The organism is Nitratireductor soli (assembly GCF_001050155.1).
GTDB lineage: Bacteria > Pseudomonadota > Alphaproteobacteria > Rhizobiales > Rhizobiaceae > Nitratireductor > Nitratireductor soli.
Genome location: NZ_LFVY01000004.1, coordinates 185059 through 211967 on the forward strand (window position 1 = coordinate 185059; position 26909 = coordinate 211967).

The 26909-nt window shown below is 64.2% G+C and carries 28 protein-coding genes; 15 read left to right on the forward strand and 13 right to left on the reverse strand.

Annotated features, from left to right (window positions below):
• Positions 1 to 249: 249 nt before the first annotated feature.
• Complete coding sequence (locus AB843_RS06490) at positions 250 to 1833, forward strand: BCCT family transporter (protein WP_048645989.1); 1584 nt, start codon at positions 250 to 252, stop codon at positions 1831 to 1833.
• Positions 1834 to 1905: 72 nt separating this feature from the next.
• Here the strand turns inward: AB843_RS06490 and AB843_RS06495 are convergent, their stop codons facing one another.
• Positions 1906 to 2934: a polysaccharide deacetylase family protein gene (locus AB843_RS06495; RefSeq protein ID WP_048646130.1), complete on the reverse strand. Its 1029-nt coding sequence runs from the start codon at positions 2932 to 2934 to the stop codon at positions 1906 to 1908.
• A gap of 225 nt (positions 2935 to 3159) precedes the next feature.
• Here AB843_RS06495 and AB843_RS06500 point away from each other — a divergent pair, with 225 nt between their 5' ends.
• The 8 genes from AB843_RS06500 to AB843_RS06535 all read left to right on the forward strand — a co-directional run bounded on the left by AB843_RS06500 (position 3160) and on the right by AB843_RS06535 (position 9726).
• Positions 3160 to 3825 carry a tetratricopeptide repeat protein gene (locus AB843_RS06500; protein ID WP_048645990.1) on the forward strand — a complete coding sequence of 222 codons (666 nt, stop codon included), beginning with the start codon at positions 3160 to 3162 and terminating at the stop codon, positions 3823 to 3825.
• A 22-nt stretch (positions 3826 to 3847) separates the two neighbouring features.
• Complete coding sequence (gene der / locus AB843_RS06505) at positions 3848 to 5275, forward strand: ribosome biogenesis GTPase Der (protein ID WP_048645991.1); 1428 nt, start codon at positions 3848 to 3850, stop codon at positions 5273 to 5275.
• A 266-nt stretch (positions 5276 to 5541) separates the two neighbouring features.
• Entirely contained in the window at positions 5542 to 6726 is a 1185-nt protein-coding gene (locus tag AB843_RS06510) for a cell wall hydrolase (RefSeq protein ID WP_048646131.1), read from the forward strand.
• 258 nt (positions 6727 to 6984) lie between these two features.
• A complete protein-coding gene (locus AB843_RS06515) occupies positions 6985 to 7338 on the forward strand; it encodes an AtpZ/AtpI family protein (protein WP_053086104.1) in 354 nt (117 codons plus the stop codon).
• 38 nt (positions 7339 to 7376) lie between these two features.
• Entirely contained in the window at positions 7377 to 8126 is a 750-nt protein-coding gene (locus AB843_RS06520) for a F0F1 ATP synthase subunit A (protein WP_048645993.1), read from the forward strand.
• A gap of 123 nt (positions 8127 to 8249) precedes the next feature.
• Positions 8250 to 8474, forward strand: coding sequence for a F0F1 ATP synthase subunit C (locus tag AB843_RS06525; RefSeq protein ID WP_008595464.1), 225 nt, complete (start codon positions 8250 to 8252; stop codon positions 8472 to 8474).
• A 179-nt stretch (positions 8475 to 8653) separates the two neighbouring features.
• Entirely contained in the window at positions 8654 to 9235 is a 582-nt protein-coding gene (locus AB843_RS06530; protein ID WP_048645994.1) for a F0F1 ATP synthase subunit B, read from the forward strand.
• Positions 9236 to 9246: 11 nt separating this feature from the next.
• Positions 9247 to 9726 (forward strand): F0F1 ATP synthase subunit B, encoded by a 480-nt coding sequence (locus tag AB843_RS06535; RefSeq protein ID WP_048645995.1) that lies wholly within the window; start codon positions 9247 to 9249, stop codon positions 9724 to 9726.
• Positions 9727 to 9810: 84 nt separating this feature from the next.
• On the opposite strand, the gene AB843_RS06540 is transcribed toward AB843_RS06535, so the two are convergent.
• Positions 9811 to 10557 (reverse strand): TetR/AcrR family transcriptional regulator, encoded by a 747-nt coding sequence (locus AB843_RS06540; protein WP_048645996.1) that lies wholly within the window; start codon positions 10555 to 10557, stop codon positions 9811 to 9813.
• 126 nt (positions 10558 to 10683) lie between these two features.
• Here AB843_RS06540 and AB843_RS06545 point away from each other — a divergent pair, with 126 nt between their 5' ends.
• Positions 10684 to 11253 carry an NnrU family protein gene (locus tag AB843_RS06545; RefSeq protein ID WP_048646132.1) on the forward strand — a complete coding sequence of 190 codons (570 nt, stop codon included), beginning with the start codon at positions 10684 to 10686 and terminating at the stop codon, positions 11251 to 11253.
• Between the two features lie 24 nt (positions 11254 to 11277).
• On the opposite strand, the gene AB843_RS06550 is transcribed toward AB843_RS06545, so the two are convergent.
• The 8 genes from AB843_RS06550 to AB843_RS06585 form a co-directional block, all read right to left on the reverse strand.
• Positions 11278 to 11934, reverse strand: coding sequence for a ribonuclease HII (locus AB843_RS06550; protein WP_048645997.1), 657 nt, complete (start codon positions 11932 to 11934; stop codon positions 11278 to 11280).
• Between the two features lie 158 nt (positions 11935 to 12092).
• Entirely contained in the window at positions 12093 to 13265 is a 1173-nt protein-coding gene (locus AB843_RS06555) for a PA0069 family radical SAM protein (protein ID WP_048645998.1), read from the reverse strand.
• A 200-nt stretch (positions 13266 to 13465) separates the two neighbouring features.
• Positions 13466 to 14020: a molybdenum cofactor biosynthesis protein B gene (gene moaB / locus AB843_RS06560; RefSeq protein ID WP_048645999.1), complete on the reverse strand. Its 555-nt coding sequence runs from the start codon at positions 14018 to 14020 to the stop codon at positions 13466 to 13468.
• Between the two features lie 4 nt (positions 14021 to 14024).
• A complete protein-coding gene (locus AB843_RS06565; RefSeq protein ID WP_048646000.1) occupies positions 14025 to 14912 on the reverse strand; it encodes a 4-(cytidine 5'-diphospho)-2-C-methyl-D-erythritol kinase in 888 nt (295 codons plus the stop codon).
• A 20-nt stretch (positions 14913 to 14932) separates the two neighbouring features.
• A complete protein-coding gene (locus AB843_RS06570; RefSeq protein ID WP_048646001.1) occupies positions 14933 to 15118 on the reverse strand; it encodes an NfeD family protein in 186 nt (61 codons plus the stop codon).
• Between the two features lie 52 nt (positions 15119 to 15170).
• Positions 15171 to 16046 carry a S49 family peptidase gene (locus AB843_RS06575; RefSeq protein WP_048646002.1) on the reverse strand — a complete coding sequence of 292 codons (876 nt, stop codon included), beginning with the start codon at positions 16044 to 16046 and terminating at the stop codon, positions 15171 to 15173.
• An 87-nt stretch (positions 16047 to 16133) separates the two neighbouring features.
• Entirely contained in the window at positions 16134 to 16916 is a 783-nt protein-coding gene (locus AB843_RS06580; RefSeq protein WP_048646133.1) for a tRNA1(Val) (adenine(37)-N6)-methyltransferase, read from the reverse strand.
• A complete protein-coding gene (locus AB843_RS06585) occupies positions 16909 to 17145 on the reverse strand; it encodes a putative signal transducing protein (RefSeq protein WP_048646003.1) in 237 nt (78 codons plus the stop codon). The genes AB843_RS06580 and AB843_RS06585 overlap by 8 nt, the downstream gene beginning before the upstream one ends.
• A gap of 157 nt (positions 17146 to 17302) precedes the next feature.
• On the opposite strand from AB843_RS06585, the gene AB843_RS06590 reads away from it, so the two are divergent.
• The 3 genes from AB843_RS06590 to AB843_RS06600 all read left to right on the forward strand — a co-directional run bounded on the left by AB843_RS06590 (position 17303) and on the right by AB843_RS06600 (position 21730).
• Complete coding sequence (locus AB843_RS06590; protein ID WP_048646004.1) at positions 17303 to 18316, forward strand: polyprenyl synthetase family protein; 1014 nt, start codon at positions 17303 to 17305, stop codon at positions 18314 to 18316.
• 209 nt (positions 18317 to 18525) lie between these two features.
• Positions 18526 to 20589, forward strand: a complete 2064-nt coding sequence (locus AB843_RS06595; protein WP_048646005.1) for a tetratricopeptide repeat protein — start codon at positions 18526 to 18528, stop codon at positions 20587 to 20589.
• 178 nt (positions 20590 to 20767) lie between these two features.
• Positions 20768 to 21730, forward strand: a complete 963-nt coding sequence (locus tag AB843_RS06600) for a glycine--tRNA ligase subunit alpha (RefSeq protein WP_048646006.1) — start codon at positions 20768 to 20770, stop codon at positions 21728 to 21730.
• 16 nt (positions 21731 to 21746) lie between these two features.
• Here AB843_RS06600 and AB843_RS06605 read toward each other — a convergent pair whose 3' ends face one another.
• Positions 21747 to 21929 carry a hypothetical protein gene (locus AB843_RS06605; RefSeq protein WP_048646007.1) on the reverse strand — a complete coding sequence of 61 codons (183 nt, stop codon included), beginning with the start codon at positions 21927 to 21929 and terminating at the stop codon, positions 21747 to 21749.
• A gap of 351 nt (positions 21930 to 22280) precedes the next feature.
• On the opposite strand from AB843_RS06605, the gene glyS reads away from it, so the two are divergent.
• On the forward strand, positions 22281 to 24632 hold the full coding sequence (gene glyS / locus AB843_RS06610; RefSeq protein ID WP_048646008.1) for a glycine--tRNA ligase subunit beta: 2352 nt from the start codon (positions 22281 to 22283) through the stop codon (positions 24630 to 24632).
• A gap of 57 nt (positions 24633 to 24689) precedes the next feature.
• On the opposite strand, the gene AB843_RS06615 is transcribed toward glyS, so the two are convergent.
• Positions 24690 to 25103 carry a hypothetical protein gene (locus tag AB843_RS06615; RefSeq protein ID WP_048646009.1) on the reverse strand — a complete coding sequence of 138 codons (414 nt, stop codon included), beginning with the start codon at positions 25101 to 25103 and terminating at the stop codon, positions 24690 to 24692.
• A 162-nt stretch (positions 25104 to 25265) separates the two neighbouring features.
• The gene (locus AB843_RS06620) at positions 25266 to 25772 is read right to left on the reverse strand and encodes a hypothetical protein (RefSeq protein ID WP_048646010.1); all 507 of its coding nucleotides are present in this window, start codon (positions 25770 to 25772) and stop codon (positions 25266 to 25268) included.
• Between the two features lie 175 nt (positions 25773 to 25947).
• Between AB843_RS06620 and AB843_RS06625 the strand changes: the two genes are divergently transcribed.
• A complete protein-coding gene (locus AB843_RS06625; protein WP_048646011.1) occupies positions 25948 to 26904 on the forward strand; it encodes an L-threonylcarbamoyladenylate synthase in 957 nt (318 codons plus the stop codon).
• Positions 26905 to 26909 lie beyond the last annotated feature (5 nt).

A 26909-nucleotide genomic window follows, 5' to 3' on the forward strand; every position in this document is an offset into this window, starting at 1 on the left:
GGCCTCCGGTCGAGCCGATTCTTGCGCCGGCAAAGATTTTGGCAGGTTTTAGGCAAGTTTTTGTCCTCCAGGGGTTCCATCCCGGCGTCATATGGCCGAGTTTGGTCTCAATCCACACCTTCGAAGTCGCATTCAGGCCATGCGCGATGGCGCTTTTCGGCCACGCTTTGATGTGTGGAGGAATGTTCCGGCGGCGGGCGGCTGTGAAAGTCGTTTGCCTCCAGCCATCGGACAGAAATGGAGTGAAAAATGTCTGAAACAACCCTCGAGGAGGATCACGGACTAGAAGCTGGGCAGGACAATGTTCGCGTGCTCGGCCTTGATGTTCACAATCCCGTTTTCTTCGTCTCCGCGGTGCTGATCACCGCTTTCGTCATCGTGACGCTGATCTTTCGCGATGTGGCAGGCGAGGCGCTTGGCGGGTTACGTACCTGGCTGACCTCGACCTTTGATTGGGTCTTCATGCTGTCGGCCAATCTTTTTGTCTTGTTCTGCCTCGTGGTGGCGGTGTCGCCCTTCGGCAAAATCAGGCTTGGCGGCAAGGATGCTGTTGCCGAATATTCCTATTCCGGCTGGTTCGCCATGCTTTTTGCGGCCGGTATGGGCATTGGCCTGATGTTCTTCGGCGTGCTTGAGCCGATGTATCATTTCAACAATCCGCCCCTCGGTCTGGAAGCGCCGGTTGTCGATGGCGCGCTCGTTGCAAGCGCGGTGCCCGCCGCGCGCGAGATGGGCATGGCGGCGACGATCTTCCACTGGGGCCTGCACCCCTGGGCGATCTATGCGGTTCTTGCCCTGTCCTTGTCGCTGGCAAGCTACAACAAGGGATTGCCGCTCTCGATCCGCTCGGCATTCTATCCGATCTTCGGTGAGCGGATTCGCGGCTGGATCGGCCATGTGATCGACATCATGGCGGTGTTCGCCACGCTGTTCGGCCTGGCCACATCGCTCGGTTTTGGCGCTTCGCAGGCGCTTGCAGGCTTGAACGAGCTCTACGGCGTGCCGAACACGGACACCATGAAGGTGCTGTTGATCCTGGGCATTACGGGCGTTGCCCTGGTCTCGGTCGTGGCGGGGCTCGATGCCGGCGTGAAGCGCCTGTCGGAGATCAACATGGTGCTGGCGCTGCTCCTGCTCGTCTTCGTCATCAGCTTCGGGCCGACGCTGGCCATCGTCACCGGCTTCTTCTCGAACACCTGGGCTTACGTCAAGGAACTGCCGGAACTGTCGAACTGGGTCGGCCGCGAGGACACCGACTTCATGCACGGCTGGACCACCTTCTATTGGGCCTGGTGGATCTCCTGGTCGCCCTTCGTCGGCATGTTCATCGCCCGCGTCTCCAAGGGCCGCACGGTGCGTGAGTTCATCACCTGCGTGCTGCTCATCCCGACTTTGGTATCGATCCTGTGGATGACGACCTTCGGCGGCACGGCGCTCGAACAGTATCTGGCCGAGGGCTACACCGGCGTGCAGCAGACGGTGGTCGACTATGTGCCGGAATTGTCGTTGTTCGCCATGCTGGCCGATCTTCCCTTGGCCGGCGTGAGTTCGCTGATCGGCATCATCCTGGTGATCGTCTTCTTTGTCACCTCGTCGGATTCCGGCTCACTGGTCATCGATACGATCACGGCCGGCGGGAAGATCGACGCACCGGTTGCCCAGCGCGTCTTCTGGGCGCTGTTCGAAGGACTGGTGGCAATCGTGCTTCTTCTGGGGGGCGGGCTTGCGGCCCTGCAGGCCGGGGCGATCGCAACGGGCTTCCCCTTCGCCATCCTGCTGGTGGTCATGCTCTATGCCACCTACAAGGCGCTGCTGTCCGAACACCGGGCTTAACGCGCGGACCATGCGGTCATTGAACAGGTGAAAGGCCCCGGCGCTTGGCGCCGGGGCCTTTTCAATTGCCGCTCAGGTGCCGCCGTCCGCGGAACCCCCGGTCGCCGGATTCTCGCCTGAATTCTCGCCTGGGCGCTGCGCCAGGTAGTCGCGATAGCTCACGCATTGCACATCGTCCTTGACGCAGACCTCCCGCGCAAAACGCTCCATCGCATTCCAATAGGCGCCGTCATTCATCAAGGTGAAGTGGAAGCCGAGTTGCACGGGCGTCCGCTTGCCGGTGTATTCCTTCTCGAAGCTGGCCAGGAAAGCGTCGTAGGCGCGCTGCTCGAAGGTGGAGGCCTCGTCCGGCTTTTCCTTGCCGCCGGAATGGCGGACATAGAGATTGTAATCCATCGCGATGATCTGTTTCTCGCGCGGCCCCTCGGGGATCAGCGGCAGGGAAAAGCGCGTCACGCCGCCCTGCGCCTTCGGCGCGACGGGGCCGCGTGAAACCGTGCTGGCGTCATAGACGAAGCCGCGGGCGCGAAGGGCTGTGTAAAGTGCCGGACTGGTCGAAAGATAGGGCGCGCGGAAGCCTTGTATCTCCTTGCGGACGAAATCCTGCCAGGCTTCCGGCTCGCCCTCGATCCCGTTCAGTGTCCAGACATTGGCAACGATGCTCGCGAACTGATCGAACTCGCTCTCCCAGTCCCCGGCACTCCAGTCCTTGCCGTCGAAATGGCCGCAGGCGTGGCTGGCGATCTCGTGGCCTTCCGCACGGGCTTTCCACACCTGGCCCAGCCGGCCCGCCACATCCTCGCGCGAATAGCCGCTGCCGACATTCGAGCGGCCGGGCCGCATGCCGGGAGCCTGGTATTCCTTGCGCGTTTCCGGCGACAGGAGGTAGACGCAGGACAGGAAGAAGGTGAAGCGCGCGCCCGTGTTGCGTGCCAACGCCCGGCTGCGTTCCCACTGTTCCAGATGCAGCGCGCCATCGAAGGAGATGATGACATACTGTGGAGTGGTCGAGGCAGGGCCTGACGATGCCGTGGCATCATTGGCAAAACAAGGGCCCGCGAGCGCCAGTGCCAGCGCCCCGGCGCAGAAAGGTCTCAACATGAAAATGGCTTCCAGAAAGTGCTGATTGTTCCGATCGTGACCTATCGCGAGAATATGGCCGAGTTTGGAACGCATGCCGCCCTCGCGGAAACCGGCCCTCAAAAGGCCTGAAATGGACAGAAAACCTGCGAAATGTCCGCGCCCCCTTCCATGGCGGCGAATTTCGTCTAAAAAGCCGGGCAATGAGGTCATTGCGGGGCATGCCCCGCCAGAAACGGTTCGCACATGTCCGACGACAGTTTCATCCGCGAAGTCAATGAAGAGATCCGCCAGGATCAGCTCAAATCCATCTGGCGCCGATTTGGCCCTGTCGCCATAGGCGCCGCGGTGGTGTTCATCCTGGCGACCGCCGCTTATGTCGGCTACGAGCGCTGGACCGCATCGCGCGCCAATGCATCGGGCGATGCCTTCTCCCAGGCGCTCGACCTGGCGCGCAAGGGCGAGAATGACGAGGCGCTTGCCGCCTTCAAGGATCTGGAAACCACAGGCTACGGTTCCTATCCGCTGCTGGCGCGCATGCGTGCGGCCACGGTGCTTGCGGCAGATGGCGATCCGGACGCCGCCGTCGCCGCCTTCGATGCGATCGCCAATGACAAGTCGATCACCGATGTCATCGCCGATACCGCCAGGCTGCGGGCCGGCCTTCTCCTGGTCGATCACGGCTCCTATGCGGATGTCGCAGCGCGCGTCGAGCTCCTGACCGCCGACGGCAACGCGCTGCGCCACACGGCGCGCGAGGCGCTGGGTCTGGCCGCCTGGAAGGAGGGCAAGCGCGAAGACGCCCTGCAATTGTTCCAGCAGATTTCCGGCGATGCGGCCGCCCCGGGCAACACGCGCCAGCGCGCCGAGCTGATGTCGGAATTGATCGCCGGATCGAGCCCGGCCGAATAATGGCCGGAGCCGGGGTGACCCCATGACATTCAAACTCGCGATCATCGGCCGGCCCAATGTCGGCAAGTCGACGCTGTTCAACCGGCTTGCCGGCCGCCGCATGGCCATCGTCGACGACACGCCCGGCGTTACGCGTGACCGTCGCTCGCATCCCGCGCGCCTGCAGGATCTGCGTTTCGAGGTGATCGACACGGCGGGGCTCGAAAGCGCCGCCGCACCGACCCTCGAGGGGCGCATGCGCGTCCAGACGGAACTGGCCATCGACGAGGCCGACATCGTGGTCTTCATGATCGACGCGCGCGCCGGCATCATGCCCGACGATTCGACCTTCGCCGAGCTCCTGCGGCGCAAGGGCAAGCCGATCGTCCTCGTTGCCAACAAGATCGACGTCAACGCGGCCGCCTCCGGCGTTCTGGACTCCTGGGAGCTTGGTCTTGGCGAGCCCGTCGCCGTGTCCGCCGAGCATGGCCTTGGCATGTCCGATCTGCGCGACGCCATCGTCGCCGGCCTCGGCGAAGACGTGGCGCTGGCCGAGGATATCGAACCCATCGCCCTGCCGGGCGAGGAAATCTCCGTCGGCGAGGACATCGATCCGGATGCCGAGGAGGTTCCCTACGATTCCGGCAAGCCGCTGCGCATTGCCGTTGTCGGCCGGCCGAACGTCGGCAAGTCGACGCTGATCAACGCGCTGATCGGCCAGGACCGTATGCTGACCGGTCCGGAAGCCGGCATCACGCGCGATTCCATTTCCGTCGATTGGCTGTGGCGCGAACGCAAGATCAAGCTGTTCGACACGGCCGGCATGCGCCGCAAGGCCCGCGTGCAGGAAAAGCTCGAAAAACTGTCCGTTGCCGATGGCCTGCGGGCGATCCGCTTCGCCGAGGTGGTGATCGTCGTCTTCGACGCCACCATCCCCTTCGAGAAACAGGACCTGCAGATCGCCGACCTGGTGATTCGCGAAGGCCGCGCGCCGGTACTCGCTTTCAACAAATGGGACCTCATCGAGGACCGCCAGGAGATGCTGGCCGAGCTGCGCGAGAAGACCGAGCGGCTGTTGCCGCAAGTGCGCGGCCTGCAGGCCGTGCCGATCTCTGGTGAAACCGGCCGCGGGCTCGACAAGCTGATGGAAGCCGTCGAGCGCACGCACCGCACCTGGAACAGCCGCGTTTCGACCGGCCGCCTGAACCGCTGGCTGGAGGCGGCGACTGCCCAGCATCCGCCGCCGGCGGTTGCCGGCCGGCGCCTGAAGGTGAAGTACATCACGCAGGTCAAGGCCCGCCCGCCGGGCTTCGTCGTGTCCTGTTCGCGGCCGGATGCGATGCCGCAATCCTATGTGCGCTATCTGGTGAACGGTTTGCGCGAGACGTTCGGCCTGTCCGGCGTACCGATCCGCATCGCCCTGCGGGCCTCCGAAAACCCCTATGCCGGGCGAGCGAAGAAACGCGGCTGAACGCGTTTTTCGCCAATGCTGCCTTTCGCCGAACGGGAGCGCTCCGAGCGCATTCCTTCCTTGCCGTTAACCAGCGGTCAAGGTTAACCAAATATAGTCATCGCAACTGGGGTCTAGTGCAACGCTTCAGTTGAAATGAAGGCTTCGCATCCATTTCAACTGAAGCAAAATTGCCCTAGAATCAATAACTTAGTGGCCTGTTTGCCCCAGTCCAGACCTATCGGTTTGGCTGGGGCAGGACACTAGTTGCGTTGCGGAGAGTGCGGGTGCGTCGTCGGAATGGAAGAGCGTCGCGTGCGGCGAAGGGTGATCATCGTTCTGTTCTGGCGCCGGCGCTCGTCGCGCTGGGTTTGTGGATCGGTTTTCCCGGCATTGTCGCGCATCAGGACATGGCAAGCTTCATTTCCGGCGATGAGCGCGCCGGTCAGCGTTGGTCGAATTTCGTCGAGCGGTCCGTCGCAGGTTCCGTACACAGGGCGGAAATGCCGTTCCTCGATTCGGGGCTGACCACCGGCAGCATTTCCGGTTCCGGCGTCCGCGCGCCCGGTATTGGCGCCGTCGCCTTGCGCAGCGAGAAACGTCTCGCGCCGGCGACACCCGATGAAGAGCGCATCAATCGGGCCGAAAAGAGCGGCCGCCTCGTCGAGGTGGCGCCGATGCTTCCGCCCAAGCTGTTCAATGCCGGCTCCATCTTCGAACAGCACAGCTCGCTTTTGCGGCAGAAGCCTTCCGACGGACCCTTGATGGCTTTCGTCAAGCCGGACATCAAGGGCAAGGAAGTCAGCATCGCTTCCGCCTTCTACATGAAGCAGGAAAGAAGGAGCCGCAGCGGCCTGCCGACGGCGATCGCCGAGTTGGTCAACAATGACCGCCCCGACATTCTCGCCACCGCCTATGCGCCGCCGGAGCCGGATTACGCCAAGGCGTCGCCCTTCGCCAGCATCCTGCGCGACGAGCAGCCGGATGCCGGCCGTTTCATTCCGCCGGTTGGCGCGAAGGACCATCCCTGGGCCGGGCAGGCGCTGCCCGCCAGCGTTTTTTCCAAGAGCGAGCAGCAGTGTCTTTCCGCCGGCATCTATTTCGAGGCGCGCGGCGAAACCGTGAAAGGGCAGGCTGCCGTCGCCCAGGTCATCCTCAACCGCGTGCGCAACCCGACCTATCCGAACTCCATCTGCGGCGTCGTCTACCAGAATGAAAAATGGCGCAATCGCTGCCAGTTTTCGTTTGCCTGTGACGGCATTCGCGACCGCGTGCAAAGCCCGGCCCATTTCAAGATGGCGCAGGATGTCGCCATGGCGACCACGGCGGGCAAGATATGGCTGCCCGAAGTCGGCTCTGCCACGCACTACCATGCCACTTACGTGCACCCGCGCTGGGCGAACGCGATGGAGCGCGTCAAGAAGATCGGCCAGCACATCTTCTACCGCACCTATGGCGGCGGCTGGAACTGACGCCCTGAACGGACTATTGACGGGAAACGCCGCTGCCGGCGGGTGAAATCCGCCGGACTTCTGCGGCGATTCCCGCCCACATGGCCGCTTGATGCGGCGCGCGCTTTGTCGCACTTGTGTAATATTTTGATTTTATTGGATTTCTAGCCTTTGTGAATGGCCTCAACAGCGGCTTGACTGGGGCGAGGGCGCTCACTATGTTGCGCGCGACTTTCAAGCGGAGAGCTGCTGACCAGCAAACCCGGTACGGAGATTGCGGTGGCCAATCAGGATCGACCGGACGATTTGGAACGTCGGAGGCGCGATCTGGAGAAGGCTCTCGCGTCGAAGATGCCGGAGAAGCCGGATGGCGGTGCGGGGAAGACACAGGGTGGCATGGCGGGTTTCGGCAACGCGCTGAAACTGTCCAGTGAGTTCATTGCCGGCATCGGTGTCGGTGTCGGGCTTGGCTGGTTCATCGATCGGATGGCCGGGACATCTCCCTGGGGCTTGATCATTTTCCTGCTTCTCGGTTTTGGGGCGGGCGTTCTCAATGTCCTTCGCTCCGTGGGACAGGTTGCGGAATTCGGGGCCAAGACGCCGAAAGACGGCAAGGGTTCTGAGAAGAAATAGTCGGCGCATAGGCGCCAGCCAGAAACGAGGGGGTCCAGGTGGCCAACGATCCGATCCATCAATTCCAGATTTCCAAATGGATTCCGATCGAGATCGGCGGACTGGATTTCTCGTTCACCAATTCTTCCGCCTTCATGGTTGCAACGGTCGCCGCCGCCGGTGCATTCCTGTTCCTGACCACGTCGAGCCGCGGCCTGGTGCCGGGCCGCCTGCAGTCGATCTCGGAAATGGCCTATGAGTTCATCGCCTCCATGCTGCGCGATGCTGCGGGATCCCAAGGGATGCGGTTCTTCCCCTTCGTGTTTTCCCTCTTCATGTTCGTTCTGGTGGCCAATCTGCTTGGCCTGTTCCCCTATTTCTTCACGGTGACCAGTCACATCATCGTCACCTTCGCGCTGGCGCTTCTGGTGATCGGCACGGTCATTGTCTACGGCTTCTGGAAGCACGGGCTTGGTTTCCTGAAGCTGTTCGTGCCCGAAGGGGTGCCCGTCGTTCTGATGCCGCTGGTCATCCTGATCGAGATCGTCTCGTTCCTGTCGCGTCCCATCAGCCTGTCGGTGCGTCTGTTCGCCAACATGCTGGCTGGGCACATCACGCTGAAGGTCTTCGCCGGCTTTGTCACCTCGCTGAGCGCGCTCGGCGCGGTCGGCGTCGCCGGCGCCGTGCTGCCGCTCATCATGACGGTGGCGATCACCGGCCTCGAGTTCCTCGTGGCTTTCCTGCAGGCCTATGTCTTTGCGGTGCTGACATGCATGTACCTCAACGACGCCCTGCACCCGAGCCACTGACGGATGGTGTGAGAGGCGAGGGATACATCGACGCTGCTCGACGCAGGAATAATCTGAGTTCACCGGCGGTTACCGTCAAGTCTGAAGAAAACGCTTAAATACGCGATCACAAGGAGTCATAAAATGGAAGTAGAAGCAGCAAAGGCCATTGGCGCGGGCATCGCCTGCCTGGGCATGGGCGGCGCCGGCATTGGTCTCGGCCACATTTTCGGCAACTATCTGGCGGGCGCTCTGCGCAATCCGTCGGCTGCCGACGGCCAGTTCGGCCGCCTGATTTTCGGCTTTGCCGTGACCGAGGCGCTCGGCATCTTCTCGCTGCTCGTCGCACTGCTCCTCCTCTTCACCTAGTGGTCTGACCGAAACAGATGGTCCCGTCTGTTTCGAAAAGTCAGCCCACAAGCTGTCGATGCGGTGGGGCGATTTTTCCTAACAGATGGGTATCATCTGTTAGGATCGCACCGCCAAGCGCGTCAGCGTGTGGGGTCGGCCGCGCAAAGGCGGCCGGCCGGTTTTCAAAGAGGTAGACTATGTTTGTGGCATCGGCATTCGCAGCCTCGGCGCAGGACGCCGCGGAGGCGACCCATTCGGAGACCGGCGTCGCGTCGGAAGGGGCGCACGCGCCCAATTTTCCGCCGTTCGATTCGTCGACGTTTCCCTCGCAGCTTTTGTGGCTGGCGATCACTTTCGGGCTGTTCTACCTGTTCTTGAAACGCGTCGTGCTGCCCCGCATCGGCGGCATTCTGGAGGTGCGGCGCGACCGCATCGCCCAGGATCTCGACCAGGCAGCACGTATGAAGGAAGAAGCGGACGAGGCTGTTGCTGCCTATGAGCAGGAGCTTGCCGAAGCCCGCAAGAAGGCCAATGTCATCGGCCAGGATGCGCGCGATGCCGCCAAGGCGCAAGCCGATGTCGAACGGCAAAGCGTCGAGAACGAGCTTGATGCCAAGCTCGGCGAGGCGGAGAAGCGCATCATGGCGATCAAGGACGCCGCCATGAAGGACGTCGGTGCGATCGCCGAGGAAACCGCGGCATCCATCGTCCAGGAACTGGTTGGCGGACGTCTCGACAAGACCGCCGCGGCAGCAGCCGTCAAGGCCGTGAAGCAGTAGGAGAGAACCTCATGGATGCGACATTCTGGGCTTTCGTCTCCCTCATCATCTTCCTCGCCGTTCTGGCCTATTACAAAGTGCCGGCGCTGATCGGCGGATCGCTCGACACACGCGCCGCCCGCATCCGCAACGAGCTGGACGAAGCGCGCAAACTGCGCGAGGACGCCCAGCAATTGCTGGCCGAGTATCAGCGCAAGCGCCAGGAAGCCGAACGTGAGGCGCAGGACATCGTTGGCGCCGCCAAGCACGAGGCCGAGCTGATCGTCAAGGAAGCCAAGGAAAAGACGGACGAATACGTCGCGCGCCGCACCGTTCTGGCCGAGCAGAAGATCGCCCGCGCCGAGCAGGAGGCGGTCAACGAGGTGCGTGCGAGCGCCGTCGATCTGGCCGTAGAGGCGGCACGCAGCGTGCTGTCGGACAAGGTTGATGCGAAGACCGGCGGCGACCTCTTCAAGGCTTCGCTGCAGGATATCAAGGCGAAGCTGAACTGATCTTTCGGCATCTTGCCGTTGATTGAAAATGCCGCCGGTCTCCCGGCGGCATTTTTTGTTTGCAAGACCCGTTTGTGAACAGCGTCAGGCGTCGGGCGCCGTGTAGGCGACGTCGAGCAATTGGCAGAGCTCCCGCAGGCATTCCTCATAGACGGGTGTCATGTCGCCATAGGCGAAGTCGATCTGCCGGAAGATTTCCATGCACAAAAGACCGTAGAGCCGCATCCAGCAGGCAAGGAAGACATGCGCAGCCTCCGGCGGCAGCAGTCCGTCGATCTTCTCGCTGAAGGCGCGCAACTGTTCGGCTTGTACGGTGGGCATGTCCTCAAGGCTCTGGATGGGAAACCGCTTTGCCTGCCAGATACGGACGATCTGCTCGAGAAACACTTGGCCGAAGGCCTGACCCATATCCCGCTTCGCCGCATCGCGCGGGCCGGGCTGAACAGCAGTGGCGGGGCTGGCGAAAAGCCAGCCGAACTCGGCGGGATGGGCCGTGGCCCAGCCGCGCAGAGCGCGGCTGGTGGCAAGCAGCCGGTCGCCGGGCAGCCCGGTGGTGCTGCGCGCACCGGCCTGCTGCATCGTTGCTATGAGTTCGCTGTAAAAGTCGGCGCGCAACGCCTCGATCAGCGCGGCCTGGCTCGGATAGTATCGGTACAAGGCCGGGCCGCTGAGCCCCATGCGTCGGGCGATGGCGTTGATCGTCACGGCGCCGCCGCCGCGCTTGACGAGCAGGCGGCGGGCGGTGCTGCGGATTTCCGCCTGCGTCGCTTGCCGCTGCTTTTCCTTGCGGCTCAGCGGTTCGCCGGGTTCTGCAAGATCGCGATTGTGCATGTTGACACGTTATATATCATAATTTTAGTTAGACTATATAACTTTAGTGATTTATGCAAACGCCGCGTGCTGGCGCTGGCGCCAGTCGTGGCCATCCAGGCCGCATGGGATCCCATGGAGAGTGTCATGCCGGTGCTGATTGTCGGTCTTGTCCTGTTTCTTGCCACCCATTCACTGCGTATGGCCGCACCACGGGTCCGGGCACGCATCATCGCGCAAAGCGGCCTGCGTGCGTGGCTGCTGCCCTACACGCTGCTTTCGATCATCGGCTTCGTGCTGATCGTCTGGGGCTATGGTCTGGCGCGGCTTGATCCAGTCATTCTGTACGCACCGCCGCTGTCGCTGCGGCACCTGGCCCTGCTGCTGTTGCTGCCGGTCTTTCCGCTGCTGATCGCCGCCTATGCACCGGGCCGCATCAAGGCGGCGGTCGGCCATCCGATGCTTGTGGCGACGATCTTGTGGGGCCTGGCGCATCTTCTCGCCAATGGCACGCTGGCCGACCTGCTGTTGTTCGGCGGCTTTGCCGCGTGGGCGGCGATCGACTGGGCGTCGGCTGTGCGGCGGCCGGACATGGCGCAGCCAACCACAGGGCGTGCCCGGGTCAATGACGCCATCGCCATTGGTGGCGGACTGATCGCCTATGGATTGTTTATCGGCTGGCTGCACCAATGGCTCATCGGCGTGCCGCCCTTGTGACGCCATCGCCGCATTGACGGTGGATCAGCCTGTCGATTTCAGCGGCGCGAAGCTCATGCGATGCAGCCGGACGATCGGGCCATGCTGGGTGATGGCCAGCCGATGGCGCTTGGTGGCGTAGCCCATATGCGCCTCGAAACCGTGATGCGGGGCGATCTGGGCGGCCCGCGCCATCATCCGGTCGCGCGTCACCTTGGCGATGATCGAGGCGGCGGCGATCGATTGGCTGCGCTGGTCGCCCTTGACCACGGCGCGCGCCGGGCAGGGCAGGCCGGGCGGAATGTCGCGGCCGTCGGCCAGCGCGAAGCGCGGCACGACGCACAGGCCGAGCGCTGCCCGGCGCATGGCCTCCAGACTGGCGCGCAGGATATCCGAGCCATCGATGCTGGACGCCGAGAGCGAGGCGACCGAAACGCAGACAGCACTCTCGACAATGGCCTGAAACAGGCGCTCGCGCGCGTCTGCCGAAAGTCGCTTGGAATCGTCCAACCCCTCCGGCACGCCGTCGGCATCGAGAATGACGGCGGCCGCCACGACCGGTCCGGCAAGCGGCCCGCGCCCGGCCTCGTCGAGGCCGGCGACGGGCATGTGTCCCTCGCGCATCAGGCCGGCCTCCATATGGAAGTCTGGGCGGATGGGCAGGTCGAAAAGAACCGGAGAATCGGAACGCGTACGAGCCATGGTGCGGCGATGCTCGCATCGGTTCCGATTCTCCGCAAGGTCTTCCCGGCAACGAGGGGCGGAAGGCGCCGGGAAGCTTCCGCCGGCCTTGGGGGAACAAGAGCCGGACGGGAACGCTGCGCCGCGTCATCGCGGCGCTTATCAGATGTGCAAAAGGGCTACAGAAGAACGAGTTGTTCCCCTTGCGCCCGTGGTGGCGTGAACAAATCGTATCTCAGCTTGCGCCTCTCGACGTTGAGACCGAGCCGTTTGGCGGCGATCTCGAAACGGCGGCCGATCTGCCAGGCATAGGGTCCGTTGCCCTTCATCCGCTTACCCCACTCCGCATCATAATCCTTGCCGTTGCGCATGGAACGGATCAGCGACATCACATGCCGGTAGCGATCCGGCGCATGGCGCAGCAGCCAATCCTTGAAGATCGGGCTGACCTCCAGCGGCAACCGCAAGATGATATAGCCCGCCTCGCGCGCGCCGGCGGCAGCCGCCGATTCCAGGATGCGCTCGATTTCGCAATCGGTCAGGCCGGGAATGACCGGCCCGAGCATCACCGAGGTGGGAATGCCTGCCTCCGTCAGCGCCCGCACCGTCTCCAGCCGGCGCGGCGGCGTTGCCGCCCTGGGTTCCATGGTGCGCGCCAGCTTGCGGTCTAGGGTGGTGATCGACAGCGCCACCTTGGCAAGCCCCTGCTCGGCCATGCGCGCCAGAATGTCCACGTCGCGCAGGACCAGTGCCGACTTGGTGACGATGCCGACGGGATGCTTGTGCGCCTCCAGCACTTCGAGGATCTCGCGCATGATGCGGAATTTCTTTTCGATCGGCTGATAGGGATCGGTGTTGGTGCCGATGGCGATGGTTCTCGGCTGATAGCCGTCCTTCGCCAGCTCACGCTCCAAAAGGCGCGCCGCATCGGGTTTGGCGAACAGCTTGGATTCGAAGTCCAGCCCCGCCGAAAGCCCCATATAGGCATGCGTCGGCCGCGCGAAGCAGTAGACGCAGCCATGCTCGCAGCCGCGATAGGGATTGATCGAGCGGTCGAAGGAAATGTCCGGCGACGAATTGCGCGTGATGATGGTGCGTGGGCGTTCCACCTGCACTTCGGTCTTGAAGGGGGGCAATTCCTCGATTGAACCCCAGCCATCGTCGAAGACGTGCCGCGAAACCGGTTCGTAGCGGCCGGAGGGATTGATGCCGGCAGCCCGCCCGCGGCGGCGCTCCGCATCGATGCGAATGCCCGATTGGTCGATCATCGCATTGGCCATGGCGGCACCACCGCCTTCGAAAGCTGCCCCGCTCTCAAAAGCTGCAACGTCCGCGCTGACAATCTGTTCCATGGGGGTCTCCATGCTGGGCGACGCCGAAACCGCTGGCTTTCATCAACGCGGGACTTGAAAACAACCGGACCGGCATCGCCTCCGATGAATCTATTCCTATTTCAAGAATTGGAACAAAGCAAGAACTTTTTGCGTCAACCGCAGCCGCGGCCGATTGTCCACAGGCACAGGGAAGCGCTGGAAAGCGGCGAAATGCGCAGTCAGGCGGGCTTGCCGGCGCCGCGCTTGAGATGCTCGGCAAGCCGCGGCATGATTTCCACGAAATTGCAGGGCATGTGCCGGTAGTCGAACTGATCCTTCAGGATCCCGTCCCAGGCGTCGCGGCAGGCGCCGGGCGAACCCGGCAGGGCGAAGACGAAGGTCTGGTCGATCAGCCCGGCGGTGGCACGCGACTGGATGGTCGACGTGCCGATCTTGTCGAACGACAGGCGGTGGAACACCTGGGAAAACCCGTCCATCCGCTTGTCGAACAATGGCTCCAGCGCCTCGGGCGTCACGTCGCGGCCGGTGAAGCCGGTACCGCCGGTGGCGATGATCGCGTCGATTGCCGCGTCGGCGCACCACAGGCTGACGGCCATGCGGATGGCGGCGACGTCGTCCGGCACGATCCTGCGGTCCGACAGGATGTGGCCGGCCGCCTCGATCCGCTCGGCCAGTGTCTGGCCGGAGCGATCGTCCTCCATGCGCCGCGTATCGGAAACGGTGAGCACGGCGAAGCGCACGGCGATGAAGGGGCGTTCCATCCTATCCTGCATGGGCCTATCCTGCATGGGTTTTCTCCGCCGCCTGCGTCCCGGTCGTCAGAACGAACCAGTCGGGACGCGCCTCCGTCAAGGCCCTTCCGGCGCGCCGCGCCGTGAAGGGGGAGGAAAAGACGCCGAAACAGGTGGCGCCCGAGCCGGACATGCGCGCTGTGAGCGCGCCGATTTCACCGAGCGCCCGCAGGACGTCGGCAACCTGCGGCACGAGACCGCGCGCGGCGGGTTCCAGATCGTTGCGGGCAGCGTTCAGCCATTCGGCAGCCGCCGCGATGTCGCGTAGGGGCTTCAGCGCTGGCAGGGGAGGGTTGTCGCGCCGAGTGAGGACTGAGAACACTTCCGCCGTCGCCAGCGGAATGCCGGGATTGACCAGCACCAGCGGCAATGGAGGGAACTGCGGCAATTCCTCGATCGCCTCGCCGATGCCGCGCGCCATCAGCGGTCTGGCCGACAGGCACATGGGCAGGTCCGCGCCAAGCCGCAGGCCGAGCGCCGAAAGCTGCGCGTCGCTTGCCGAAAGGCGCCAATGGGCGCGCAGCAGGCGCAGCGCGGCCGCCGCGTCGCTCGATCCCCCGCCAATGCCCGAGGCGACGGGCAGGTTCTTTTCCAGATGAAGACGCACGGGACCGCTCGCCTGCGCGCCGAACGAAGCGCGCAACAGATCGCGCGCCTGGGCAATCAGGTTGCCGCCGCCGATCGGCACATGGGCAGCGAAATGGCCTGAAACGACGATCTCGTCGGCCTCGGCCGTCTCGACGTCCAGCCGGTCTCCGGCATCGGTGAAGGCGACCAGGCTTTCCATCAGATGATAGCCGTCATCGCGCCGCCCGGTGATGTGCAGCGCCAGATTGACCTTGGCCGGTGCGGTCATGCTGGATGAAGTGGTCATGGGGATGGCGACGGTGTCCGTCAATCCTTGGCGAGACGGTACTCGCCTGTCTCCGGGTCTTCCACCAGCGTGCCCATGCTGCCGGTCGCCGCTTCCTGTCGGGCGCGGCGTGCCTTCGCCGTCACGCGTTCGGCCTCGCGGACGAACTTTCTGTAGCCCGCATAGGCTGCCAAGCCCACCAGCGCGAAGAAGATCAGTTGCGGCATCGCAGAGCCTCCGGTTTCATGCCACCAATACTATCCCGTGCAGGCCCCGGGATCAAAGCCCGAAGCGCCGCCACAATGCCTGTTCCTCGGCCGCCTCCAGAAGGCCGGCCGTCGCGCCACTGGCGAGCGAGGCGCCGAATTCGGGTGACGCAAGCCCGCTGCCGAAGACGCCGAGCTTGCGGCCGAAAAGCCCGCGCGGCTGCGTGATCAGGGCGAGCCGCGTCTTTTCGCCATAGCGTTCCTTGAGGAAGGAGCGCATGTCGCCCAGCCCGTCGACGAGGCCGAGCGCCAGGCCGCGTCCGCCGGTCCAGAACAGGCCGGTGAACAGCTCCGGATCGTCGGCAAGCCTGGCGCCGCGGCGCGCCTTGACCATGTCGATGAAGATTTCATGGATCTCGAGCTGCAGTGCCTTCAGGCGCTCCACATCGGCCTTTTTCTCCGGCTGGAAGGGGTCGAGGATCGCCTTGTTCTGTCCGGCCGTGTGAACGCGCCTCTCGACGCCGATCTTCTTGATCATCTCCTGAAAGCCGAAGCCCGCCGAGACGACACCGATCGACCCGACGATGGAGGAGGGGTCGGCGATGATCTCGTCACCGGCAAGCGCGATCATGTAGCCGCCCGAGGCGGCCACGTCCTCGACGAAGACGAACACCTTCTTGTTCTTTTCTTCCGCCAGGTCGCGGATGCGCTTGTAGATCAGCCGCGCCTGCACAGGCGAGCCTCCGGGCGAGTTGATGGCGATGGCGACGGCCGGCGCCTCGGAGACGGCGAACGCCTTTTCGATGACGCCGGCAACCGACGCCAGCGACAAATTCTGGCGCATGGGGCTGTTGGACGGCATGATCGCGCCGGAAAGCCGCACGACAGGAATGGTGACCGCATTGCCGCGCAGGCGTTTTGGGACGAGTCGGCTGAAAATGCGTCGCACGGGTTGGTTCTCTCCAATGGCATCATTGCTGCTTGAGTTCCAAGCATGTAGGCATTTGCGCCCGTCGCGCAATGGCGCGCTGGCTGCTCAACCGGCGAAAAGCGTCGCGCGCCCATTGGTCAGAGCGTCGGCGCGCCGGCTGATCCTTCCGTCTTCTTCGTGCAGGATCAGCGGCGGCATCAGCGACAGGCCGGCACGGCTGCCTTTTTGCGCGCGCAGCACGATGCGGATCGCCGCGCGCCCGGCATCGGGATGCACCGGCAGCACCTGCGCGCCGCCAAAGCGCCGGTCGAGCGCCGCCAGGATCGGCGCCAGCGAAGCGGGCCGGGCGATCAGCGCCAGCACGCCGCCCGGCCGCGCAATGGCCGCCGCCGTCCTGATCCAGCGTTCGAACAGATCGTCCGGCATGACATGCGCGGCACGTTTCAGCGCATCGGGCGTCGCCCGGTCGCTCGCCTTGTTGAAGGGCGGGTTCATGACCACCGCGTCGAAAGCATCGCTGGCAAGACCTGCCGCCGTCCGCTGCCCACCGGTCAGGGTTACGTCCGCCTCGATGACGGACAGTCGAGGCCTCAATTGGGCATTGTGCGGCAGGTCGATGCTCAGGCGGGCGCATTTTGCCATTTCGGCTTCCTGCTCGACCAGCACCACACTGGCTTGCCGGCAACGCGCCGCGACGGCAAATCCGGCAGCGCCGGCGCCGGCGCCGAGATCCGCGACCGTTCCACAGAATTCATCGGGCAAAGCAGCGGCGAGCAGCATGGCGTCGATGCCGGCGCGATGGCCGTTGCGCGCCGGCTGGACGAGGCGAAACGCATCGCGGTGAAAGGAATCTATGCTAAACCTGTCGTCCAGCAGCGGATCAGCCATCGCCATGCGGAAGCTTGGCCTCGTCGCCGATGCCGGCGTCTTTCAGCAATTGCCGGGCCCGTTCGGCATCGTCCTCACCAATCATGACGCGGCGCGGCAGGATGCCGAGCGAGCCTTCCATGATGCTCATATTCTGGTCGGCGACGAAGAAACCGATGTCTGAATCGCGCAGCAGGCTTTCCACGAAGGAAATCAGCACGGGGTCGTTGGTACGGATGAGTTCGAGCATGCCGCGACGTTGACAGCTTGTGCGCCGGCTGTAAACGGTTTCGTGACGGCGGCAGGGTGCCGCCGCGCGCATTCGCCGCTTGCCCCGTATGGTGCGCCGGCTTTAAAGTCACGGTGAGTTTGTCGATCCCGTCCCGGTCGCGATTGGAGGTCCATCTGTGGGTGTTGTGTTGAATCTTGACGGCAAGCGTGGAGCGGCTTCGGTCGCCAGCCTGGTCGGTCTCACCAGTGACGAGATGGGCCGCGTCAACGAACTGATCCTGTCCAAGGCCGGCTCCGACGTCGACCTGATCCCAGAGCTTGCCAAGCACCTGATCGATTCAGGCGGCAAGCGCCTCCGACCGATGGTGACGCTCGCTGCCGCCCAGATGTTCGGCTATTCCGGCGAGGGCCATGTCAAGCTTGCCACCAGCGTCGAGTTCATGCACACGGCGACGCTGCTGCACGACGACGTGGTCGACGAGAGCGATCTGCGCCGTGGCCGCAAGACGGCGCGCATGATCTGGGGCAACCAGGCAAGCGTTCTGGTCGGCGATTTCCTGCTCGGCCAGGCGTTTCGCATGATGGTTGATGTGGGCTCGCTCGAGGCGCTCGATATCCTTTCCGCCGCAGCTACCGTCATCGCCGAGGGCGAGGTGATGCAGCTCGGGGTCGCCAAGAATCTGGAAACGACGGAAGACGATTACCTGGCGGTCATCAAGGCCAAGACGGCGGCGCTGTTTTCGGCCGCCGCCGAAATCGGCCCGGTGATTGCCGAGGCTTCGCGCAACGACCGCGCGGCGCTGCGTTCCTACGGCACCAATCTCGGCCTGGCGTTTCAGCTCGTCGACGACGCGCTCGACTATGGCGGCAAAAGCAGCGATCTGGGCAAGAATGTCGGCGACGATTTCCGCGAGGGCAAGGTGACCCTGCCGGTGATCCTCAGCTACCGGCGCGGCAGCGCCGAGGAGCGGGCCTTCTGGAAGAGCGCGATCGAGGACAATCAGTGCGATGATGCGGCGCTTGAAAAGGCGATCGGCCTGATGAAGCGCAACGGCGCCATCGGCGACACCATCGCCAGGGCGCGTCATTTCGGCGAGATCGCCCGCGACGCGCTGGCGCCGCTGCCGCAGACCCCGCAGAAGGAAGCCCTGCTCGACGTCATCGATTTCTGCATCAGCCGGGTGATGTGATCGGCACCGCCAATCAGCGCGGGCGGCATTGCGGCATTGAAGCGCCATCGCAAAAAGGCCATGCTTGTCTGCTCTAGCATTTTGCAGTCAGGTGGAATCACCTGACGTTCGCATGAATGCGGAAATGTAGGGTTGGAGCGACAGATTCCTTTCGTCTTCGCGTTGGCGGAGGAAAGAAGACACGAGGACCGCATGCGGCAGGACGGCATATGAACAGGCGCTACAATTCGAGATTGCTGGCGACGGTCGGTTTGGCGGGCCTGCTGGCCATGTCCGTGTCGACGGGGTTCGCCAAGGGCGGCGCCGATGACAAGGCCGTCATCGCCATCTCGTCCTTTTCAGGCGCTTTTCTGGCTGCACGCGCCGCAGAGGCGGACAACGACCTCGACAATGCGATCAGCTACTATGAGCGCGCGCTCACCTACCAGCCGGACAATCAGGCCATCCAGCAGAGCCTTCTTCTGGCATTGATTTCGCAAGGCCGGTTCGAGGCGGCGCTGCCGCACGCGCAGGCCCTCAAATCGGTGCCCGAGGTGGAGCGCTTCTCGCGCCTCGGCCTGGCAGTCGATTCGTTGCGCAAGGAAAAATACGCCGACGCCGAGAACTGGCTGAAACTCGTTCTGGAATCAGACCTCGACAGGCTCATCACCGAAGTGATGTCCGGCTGGACCAAGGTCGGCCAGGGCAATGCGGGGGAAGCGCTGGCCGATCTCGGCAAGCTTGAAGGGCCCGAATGGTATGGCCTGTTCCTGCGCTATCACCGGGCGCTGATGGCTGCCCAAAGCGGTCTGGACGATCGCGCCGGCGAGGAGTTCGAGGCGCTGATGAAAGCGCCTGCGGCAGGCTCGGCGGCCCCCGACACATACATGCGGGCCGCGGAGGCCTATGCCGCGTGGCTCGCCAGCCGGGGCGAGAAGGACAAGGCGCTGGCGGCACTCGATGAAGCGGAGAAATTCATCACCGGCCGCGCCGCGACCGAATTGCTGCGCGAGAACATCCGCTCCGGCGGGAAAATCGAGCCGCTCATTGCCGATCCGCGCGCCGGCGCCGCGGAAATTCTTCTCAACATTGCCACGGCGCTGAATCGTGGCGGCGGCGAGCCCTTCGTCAAACTCTACCTGAACTACGCCCTGGCCCTGAGGCCGGACAGCGATGATGTGCTGATCCAGCTTGCATCGGTGGCCGAGCAGCAGAGCCAGCCGGAAACGGCCATCGCCTATTACGACCGCATCAAGCCCGGCTCGCCCTGGCGACGCATGGCCGAATTGCAGACAGGGCTCAATCTCGCCGATCTCGACCGGCACGACGAAGCGGTTGCCTATCTCGACGCGGCGGTCGAGAAGGAGCCCGACGACATGCGCGCCTATCTGTCGCTCGGCCGGGTGCAGGCGGTGCGCAAGGATTTCCGCGCAGCGGCCGAGGTCTTCGACCGCGCCGTCGCCCGGCTGAAAGACCCGCAGCGCGAGGATTATGCGATCTTCTACCAGCGCGGCATCGCCTATGAGCGGCTGAAGGAATGGGACAAGGCCGAGCCGAACTTCCACAAGGCACTGGAACTCTACCCGGACCAGCCGCAGGTGCTGAACTATCTCGGCTATTCCTGGGTCGATATGAACATCAAGCTCGAGGAGGGGCTCGATCTCATTCGCCGCGCGGTCGAGTTGCGGCCGAATGACGGCTACATCGTCGATTCGTTGGGCTGGGCGCATTACAGGCTCGGCAGCTACGACGAAGCCGCAGTGGAACTCGAGCGCGCCGTCTCGTTGCGTCCGGACGATGCCGTTCTCAACGACCATCTGGGTGATGCCTATTGGCGCGTTGGCCGCCGGCTCGAGGCGACATTCCAATGGGCGCACGCGCGCGATCTCGACCCGGAGCCGGAATTACTGGCGGAGGTCGAAAAGAAGCTGAAGGACGGTCTGCCCGAACCGGAGCCGAAAACGCTCGCCGAGGCGGCGTCGCCCGACAAGCCCGACAAGGTTGTAACCGATGGCGGCACGCCGGCTGCCGAAGATCCGGCAAAGATGGAGCCGGTCGAGAAGCAAACCGCACCGGAAGCCATGCCGAAAGCCGCGATGGAACCCGCCGCGCAGCCTGAAAAGAGCGCCGCCGGCGCCGCCTATGTCATCAAGCCGGGCGAGACGTTGTGGTCGATCGCCGTTGATCAACTGGGCAATGGCGAACGCTTCCGCGATATCCTGGCGATCAATCCGGCGCTCAAGCGCAATCCCGATCTGCTCCGCGCCGGCCAGGAAATCCGCTTGCCGGAATAGAAGGCGCGCCATCATCCTTCCGGGCGCACAAGACGCCTTTTGCTGTCCGGTTTCCTGCATTCGTCCGCAGGTGCGGTGATTTTGGCCGACTGGCAAAATGCCATAGGCTCCGTCCCGCGCCTTGACGCTTGCCGGGGCGGGGAATAGGACGTGCCGGCATCCAGTCCGGAGAAGCGCCGTGAACGCCCCCAGCACCGACCTGCCCAACACCCATCCGACCCGCTCGTTTCAGGGCCTGATCCTGACCCTGCACAATTACTGGGCCGCGCATGGCTGCGTCATCCTACAGCCCTACGACATGGAAGTGGGCGCCGGCACGTTTCATCCGGCCACGACGCTGCGCTCGCTCGGGCCAAAACCGTGGAACGCCGCCTATGTCCAGCCCTCGCGCCGCCCTTCCGACGGGCGCTATGGCGAAAACCCCAACCGGCTGCAGCACTACTACCAGTATCAGGTGATCCTGAAGCCCAACCCGTCCAACCTGCAGGAGCTCTATCTGGGTTCGCTGCAGGCCATCGGCCTCGACATGGCCGTTCATGACGTGCGCTTCGTCGAGGATGATTGGGAAAGCCCGACGCTGGGCGCCTGGGGGTTGGGTTGGGAATGCTGGTGCGACGGCATGGAGGTTTCGCAGTTCACCTATTTCCAGCAGGTCTGCGGCATCGAATGCGCGCCGGTTTCCGGCGAGTTGACCTACGGTCTCGAGCGGCTGGCCATGTACGTGCAGGGCGTCGACAACGTCTACGACCTCAATTTCAACGGCCTCGAGGGCGACGCCAAGGTGACCTATGGCGATGTCTTCCTGCAGGCCGAGCAGGAATATTCGCGCTTCAATTTCGAGTTCGCCAACACGGACCTGCTGTTCCAGCATTTCCAGGACGCTGAGGCCGAATGCCGCGCATTGCTGGCCGCCGGCGCGCCGAGCGATGCCGACAACCAGCGCCTGCACAAATGCGTGCTGCCGGCCTATGACCAATGCATCAAGGCGAGCCATTTGTTCAACCTGCTCGACGCGCGCGGCGTGATTTCGGTGACCGAGCGACAGAGCTATATCCTGCGCGTGCGCGAACTGGCGAAGGCCTGCGGCGAGGCGTTCCTGCTGACGGATGCCGGCGGGGCGATGCTCGTGGCGGTCGCCTGAGGTTCCTTCTGCCTGTCTACGCGGAAACTGCGACCCAGGGAGCCGTAAGAGGGGTGGTGAGCGACATGGCTGCGGGCTTGTCCATCGTCTGCAGCGCCCGCCGGATTCCCGCCGGCCTTTCGGCGGCGCCGGGCATGGCCTGGATCGCCAGGCAGGCGCTGAGCGCGATGGAATGCAGAAGGGTCGATGCGGTGCTCATGGTCGGTTTCCAGACAAAGCGGTCTCTCTGAAGCGTTGGTCGCTTCAGCGCGGCATTTGGTTCAATCTGTTGCGTGGGTGGTTCGCTCAAAGGACGGGGAAAGCGGCACCGATCCGACAGGGGCGCGAAAAGTTTCTCATCGCCGTTCGCACGCGCGCGGCGGGAAGGGTGACATTGTCCGACGGAGTTGCTATTGCCGCTGCCGACACAGACCGCTCTCCAGAGATCCCCGATGCCCGATCTTCTTCTCGAACTTCGCTCCGAAGAAATTCCCGCCCGCATGCACGCCCGCAGCGCCGCAGGCGCGAGGATGCGCAATGGTGAAGGCGGCATGCGGATGGAGGTGCTCTGATGCCCGATCTTCTTCTCGAACTTCGCTCCGAAGAAATTCCCGCCCGCATGCAGCGCAAGGCTGCCGGCGACCTGAAGAAATTCGTCACCGACGGCCTGGTGGAAGCGGGTCTGACCTATGAGGCGGCCACCGAATACTGGACGCCGCGCCGCCTGGCGCTCGACATTCGCGGCGTCACCGCCCGTTCGAAGGATGTGCGCGAGGAGCGCAAGGGCCCGCGCACCGACGCGCCGGAAAAGGCCATCGAGGGGTTTCTGCGCGGCGCCGGGCTTTCCTCCGTCGATCAGGCTGAAATCCAGTCCGACCCGAAGAAGGGCGATTTCTACGTCGCCGTGATCCAGAAGAAGGGCCGGGCGGCGGACGAGATCGTCGCCGAGATCATGCCGGGCATCATCCGCAACTTCCCCTGGCCGAAATCCATGCGCTGGGGCGCGGCATCGGCCAAGCCCGGCAGCCTGCGCTGGGTGCGGCCGCTCCAATCGATCCTGTGCACCTTCGGCCCGGAGACGGAAGAACCGGTCGTGGTCGATTTCGAGATCGACGGCATCCGCGCCGGCAACCTCACCTACGGCCATCGCTTCCATGCGCCGGAGGCGATCACCGTACGCCGCTTCGAGGATTATTCCGAAAAGCTGGAGGCGGCGAAGGTGGTGCTCGATCCCGACCGCCGCAAGCACATCATTCTCGACGACGCGCGCAACCTGGCCTTCGCCAACGGGCTCGACCTCGTCGAGGACGAGGCGCTGCTGGAAGAGGTCTCCGGCCTGGTCGAGTGGCCGGTCGTCCTGCTCGGCGCGTTCGAGGAAGACTATCTGTCGATCCCGCCGGAGGTGATCCGGCTGACCATCCGCGCCAACCAGAAATGCTTCGTCTGCCGCCCGCAAGGGCAGACGGACGGATTGTCGAACCGCTTCGTCATCACCGCCAACATCGAGGCGACGGATGGCGGCAAGGAAATCGCCCACGGCAATGGCAAGGTGGTGCGCGCGCGCCTGTCCGATGCGCTGTATTTCTGGAAGACGGACCAGGCCGATCTGCCGGACCTCGGCAAGCTCGCGGCATCAGCCGAAAAATTCGACCTCGACCTGAAGAAGCCGCTCGACCAGCGCATGGCGAGGCTTGATCATCTGGGCGTGACCTTCCACGCCAAGCTCGGCACGCAAGGGCAGCGCGTGACGCGCATCGCCGCGCTGGCGAAGGAGCTGGCGCCGGTGGTGGGAGCCGACCCGGCGCTGGCCGTGCGCGCCGCGCATCTGGCCAAAGCCGATCTGCAGACCGAGGTGGTGGGCGAGTTCCCGGAGCTGCAGGGCTTCATGGGACGCAGATATGCCGGTCTGCAAGGCGAGGCGGATGCGGTGGCCGCGGCAATCGAGGACCATTACAAGCCGCAGGGGCCGAACGACGCCGTGCCGACCGACCCGGTCGCCGTCGCCGTGGCGCTGGCCGACAAGCTCGACATGCTGGTCGGCTTTTGGGCCATCGACGAGAAGCCGACGGGGAGCAAGGATCCCTACGCGCTGCGCAGAGCGGCGCTGGGCGTGATCCGCACAGTTATTGAGAACAAACTGCAGATCAAGTTGATCGAGCTTTGCCGTTGGATAGTAAACACGCCAGAGGCCAGGCCAATTATAGGCAAAGCAGTCGAAAGGGTCGAAGATCAGGACGTGTTCGAGACCTACACTTTCGACCTCCTCTCCTTCTTCCACGACCGCCTGAAAGTCTATCTGCGTGACCAGGGCGCACGCTACGATCTGATCGATGCGGTTCTGGCAAGCGATGGCGCCGGCCCCTCATCCGACCCTTCGGGCCACCTTCTCCCCGTAAACGGGGAGAAGGAAGAGGCGGCGGCGTTGACGACCCCCTCGCCCCGTGAACGGGGAGAGGGTAAGGGTGAGGGGCAGCGACTGGCGGCCAATCAACAGGACGCCAACGACGATCTCCTCCTGATCGTCCGCCGCGTCGAGGCGTTGTCGGAATTCCTGGCCACGACCGACGGCGAAAACCTGGTCGCCGGCACCAAGCGGGCCGCCAACATCGTTGCCGACGCCGAGAGGAAGGGCACACGGATCGCCGAGACGGTCGATGCGGGTCGGTTCGCGACGGACGAGGAGCGCGCCCTGTTCGACAGCCTCGAGGAGGCGGAGAATTTCGCCGGACAGGCCATCGCCGCCAACGACTACGTAAAGGCGCTGTCTTTCCTGTCGCAACTGCGCCAGCCGGTCGACGCGTTCCTGGATGGCGTGATGGTCAACGCCGAGGACGAGGCGCTGCGCGCCAACCGCCTGGGCTTGCTTTCCCGCGTCCGCCGCGCCACCGGCCAGGTGGCGGATTTCTCGAAGATCAACGGCTGACGCATTTTGCAGTCAGGTGGAATCACCTGGCGTCGCACAAATGCGCTGAGAAATGCATCAGCCGAAGACGTATACAGCCAGCGCCACGGCGATGTAGGAGGCCAGCCCCGCCAGCGGCCCGAGCTTCTGCAGGATCGCCGGCGGCGGGGTTCCGGGCTTGGCGCGCTTGACGGCGACGAAGCCGGCAATGGCGACCGCCAGGATGAAGGCGGCGGCAATCAGCTTGGCGATGAACGCGCCGCTTAAAAACGCCCCGTCATAGCCGACCAGCCACAGCCACAGGCCCGTCAGCCACAACAGCAGAACGCCGGCCAGCGTGATGGTCGAGAAGCGCGGCCTGAGCGCCATCAGCGCCGGGGCCGGCGCGCCCTGCGAACGCTTGGCCTGGATGGCCACCATCATGCCGCCCAATCCGCCGGCGGCCCCCAGCATCAGGCCGAAGAAGTGCAGGATTTTCACGAAAGTCAGCATGGTCTTATCCGTTCCAGGCCAGAGCATTTTTGCCGTCAGCTGGACTCACCCGACGTCCGCGCAAATGCGGAAAAACCAGAGATTTGGAGCGGAAGGTGCTGCGGAAACGGCCAAACGTCAAGCGTCGGCAAACCGCATGCTGCCAGCCGATGTCAGGAGCGCTTACAGCGGCGATCCCGGTTTTGTCGCCGGCAAGGTCACCTCCTCGTCCTCTTCCTCGGCGGTCTCGTCCTCGAGACCGGGCTTTGTCTCGGCGGGTTTCGGTGCGGGGGCGCGCGGTGGGGCGATTGCGTACATGACCGGTTCCGTCTTTACACCGGCGCGAATGAGTATCGGCGGGAGATTGAAACGACGCTTGGGTTTGGTCGCGACGGCGGCGGTCGTCTCGTCGGTCGCGACCGGAGCGTCCGGCAAGGCCGTTCCAACGGCGACCATCGACCGGGTGAGGCGGAAGGGTTCGGCGCTGACCGTGGCGTCGAAAGAGGGCGTGGGATAGGAAAGCGGCACCGCCCTGGCGGACATGCCGGCATCGACCGTGGGATTGGCCTCAAGAATCGCCGTCGAAGCGCCGCGTTGCGGCGAAGGGCTCCCGACAACGAGGATGGACGACGCCTGCGCGCTCCCTGCGGCAAATGTGCCAGCCAGAAAAAGAAGTTCAAGCAGCCGCATTCCCCAACTCCCCTTGAACCCTCATGCTGATGGCGGATTTCTCAGCCGACCCGCTTCAGGGCCCGGTTTCGCCAACCCTTAGCATTCTGGGAATTAACAAATGGGTGACGCTGCGGAACTTGCCGCCGCGGCGCTGGCGCGATAGGCAGCGTGGACAATGCGACAGGAGCAAGTGTTGGCCGAAATCCTGCCTGAAAGCGAAGCGCTACAGCGCGCCGTCGAACTGCTCGGCGCCGGCGCCGTCGTCGCCATCCCGACGGAGACGGTTTACGGATTGTCGGCCGATGCGACCAATGGCGAGGCGGTGGCGCGCATTTACGAGGCCAAGGGCCGGCCGCGCTTCAACCCGCTGATCGCCCATGTGGCCGATATGGAGATGGCCGGGAAGATCGCCGTGTTCAACCCGCTGGCGCGAAAACTGGCCGACGCCTTCTGGCCGGGACCGCTGACGATGGTTCTGCCGCAGCGGGAGGGTTCGGGCATCCACCCGCTGGTGACGGCCGGGCTCGACACCATCGCGCTGCGCTGCCCGAAAGGCTTCGCCACCCGCGCCATCGCAGCCCTCGGCCGGCCGCTGGCCGCTCCCAGCGCCAATTCGTCGGGCCGCATCAGCGCCACCACGGCGGCCGCCGTCGAAGCCGATCTCGGCACGCGCATCCCGCTCATCGTCGATGGCGGGGCGACGGCGGTCGGGCTCGAATCGACCATCCTCAAGGTGGAGGACGGCCGGCTCACCTTGCTGCGCCCGGGCGGCGTGGCCGCCGGCGATATAGAGCGCGTCGCGGGCCTCAGCCTGGCGCGCGGCGCGAAAGGCATCCAGGCGCCGGGCATGCTGGTGTCACATTATGCGCCCCAGGCATCCCTGCGGCTGAATGTGGACGAGGTGCGCGGCGGCGAGGCGCTGCTGGCCTTCGGGCCGCGCCGCGCGACGGGCGTCGATAAGGCGGTGGTCGTCCGCAACCTGTCCGAAAGCGGCGATCTGCGCGAGGCGGCGGCCAATCTGTTTTCCCATCTGCTGGCGCTCGATGGCGCCGGCGCTGCCATCATCGCTGTCGAGCCGGTGCCCCTTGCAGGGCTGGGCGAGGCGATCAATGATCGCCTGGCACGCGCCGCAGCCCCCCGCGACGCATGAAGCGA

Excerpts from the sequence above, each read along its gene's own strand:
- AB843_RS06490 (WP_048645989.1), top strand. The coding sequence starts at position 250 with ATGTCTGAAACAACCCTCGAGGAGGATCACGGACTAGAAGCTGGGCAG.
- AB843_RS06495 (WP_048646130.1), bottom strand. The coding sequence starts at position 2,934 with ATGTTGAGACCTTTCTGCGCCGGGGCGCTGGCACTGGCGCTCGCGGGC.
- AB843_RS06500 (WP_048645990.1), top strand. The coding sequence starts at position 3,160 with ATGTCCGACGACAGTTTCATCCGCGAAGTCAATGAAGAGATCCGCCAG.
- der (WP_048645991.1), top strand. The coding sequence starts at position 3,848 with ATGACATTCAAACTCGCGATCATCGGCCGGCCCAATGTCGGCAAGTCG.
- AB843_RS06525 (WP_008595464.1), top strand. The coding sequence starts at position 8,250 with ATGGAAGTAGAAGCAGCAAAGGCCATTGGCGCGGGCATCGCCTGCCTG.
- AB843_RS06530 (WP_048645994.1), top strand. The coding sequence starts at position 8,654 with ATGTTTGTGGCATCGGCATTCGCAGCCTCGGCGCAGGACGCCGCGGAG.
- AB843_RS06535 (WP_048645995.1), top strand. The coding sequence starts at position 9,247 with ATGGATGCGACATTCTGGGCTTTCGTCTCCCTCATCATCTTCCTCGCC.
- AB843_RS06540 (WP_048645996.1), bottom strand. The coding sequence starts at position 10,557 with ATGCACAATCGCGATCTTGCAGAACCCGGCGAACCGCTGAGCCGCAAG.
- AB843_RS06545 (WP_048646132.1), top strand. The coding sequence starts at position 10,684 with ATGCCGGTGCTGATTGTCGGTCTTGTCCTGTTTCTTGCCACCCATTCA.
- AB843_RS06550 (WP_048645997.1), bottom strand. The coding sequence starts at position 11,934 with ATGGCTCGTACGCGTTCCGATTCTCCGGTTCTTTTCGACCTGCCCATC.
- AB843_RS06555 (WP_048645998.1), bottom strand. The coding sequence starts at position 13,265 with ATGGAACAGATTGTCAGCGCGGACGTTGCAGCTTTTGAGAGCGGGGCA.
- moaB (WP_048645999.1), bottom strand. The coding sequence starts at position 14,020 with ATGCAGGATAGGATGGAACGCCCCTTCATCGCCGTGCGCTTCGCCGTG.
- AB843_RS06565 (WP_048646000.1), bottom strand. The coding sequence starts at position 14,912 with ATGACCACTTCATCCAGCATGACCGCACCGGCCAAGGTCAATCTGGCG.
- AB843_RS06570 (WP_048646001.1), bottom strand. The coding sequence starts at position 15,118 with ATGCCGCAACTGATCTTCTTCGCGCTGGTGGGCTTGGCAGCCTATGCG.
- AB843_RS06580 (WP_048646133.1), bottom strand. The coding sequence starts at position 16,916 with ATGGCTGATCCGCTGCTGGACGACAGGTTTAGCATAGATTCCTTTCAC.
- AB843_RS06585 (WP_048646003.1), bottom strand. The coding sequence starts at position 17,145 with ATGCTCGAACTCATCCGTACCAACGACCCCGTGCTGATTTCCTTCGTG.
- AB843_RS06595 (WP_048646005.1), top strand. The coding sequence starts at position 18,526 with ATGAACAGGCGCTACAATTCGAGATTGCTGGCGACGGTCGGTTTGGCG.
- AB843_RS06605 (WP_048646007.1), bottom strand. The coding sequence starts at position 21,929 with ATGAGCACCGCATCGACCCTTCTGCATTCCATCGCGCTCAGCGCCTGC.
- glyS (WP_048646008.1), top strand. The coding sequence starts at position 22,281 with ATGCCCGATCTTCTTCTCGAACTTCGCTCCGAAGAAATTCCCGCCCGC.
- AB843_RS06615 (WP_048646009.1), bottom strand. The coding sequence starts at position 25,103 with ATGCTGACTTTCGTGAAAATCCTGCACTTCTTCGGCCTGATGCTGGGG.
- AB843_RS06620 (WP_048646010.1), bottom strand. The coding sequence starts at position 25,772 with ATGCGGCTGCTTGAACTTCTTTTTCTGGCTGGCACATTTGCCGCAGGG.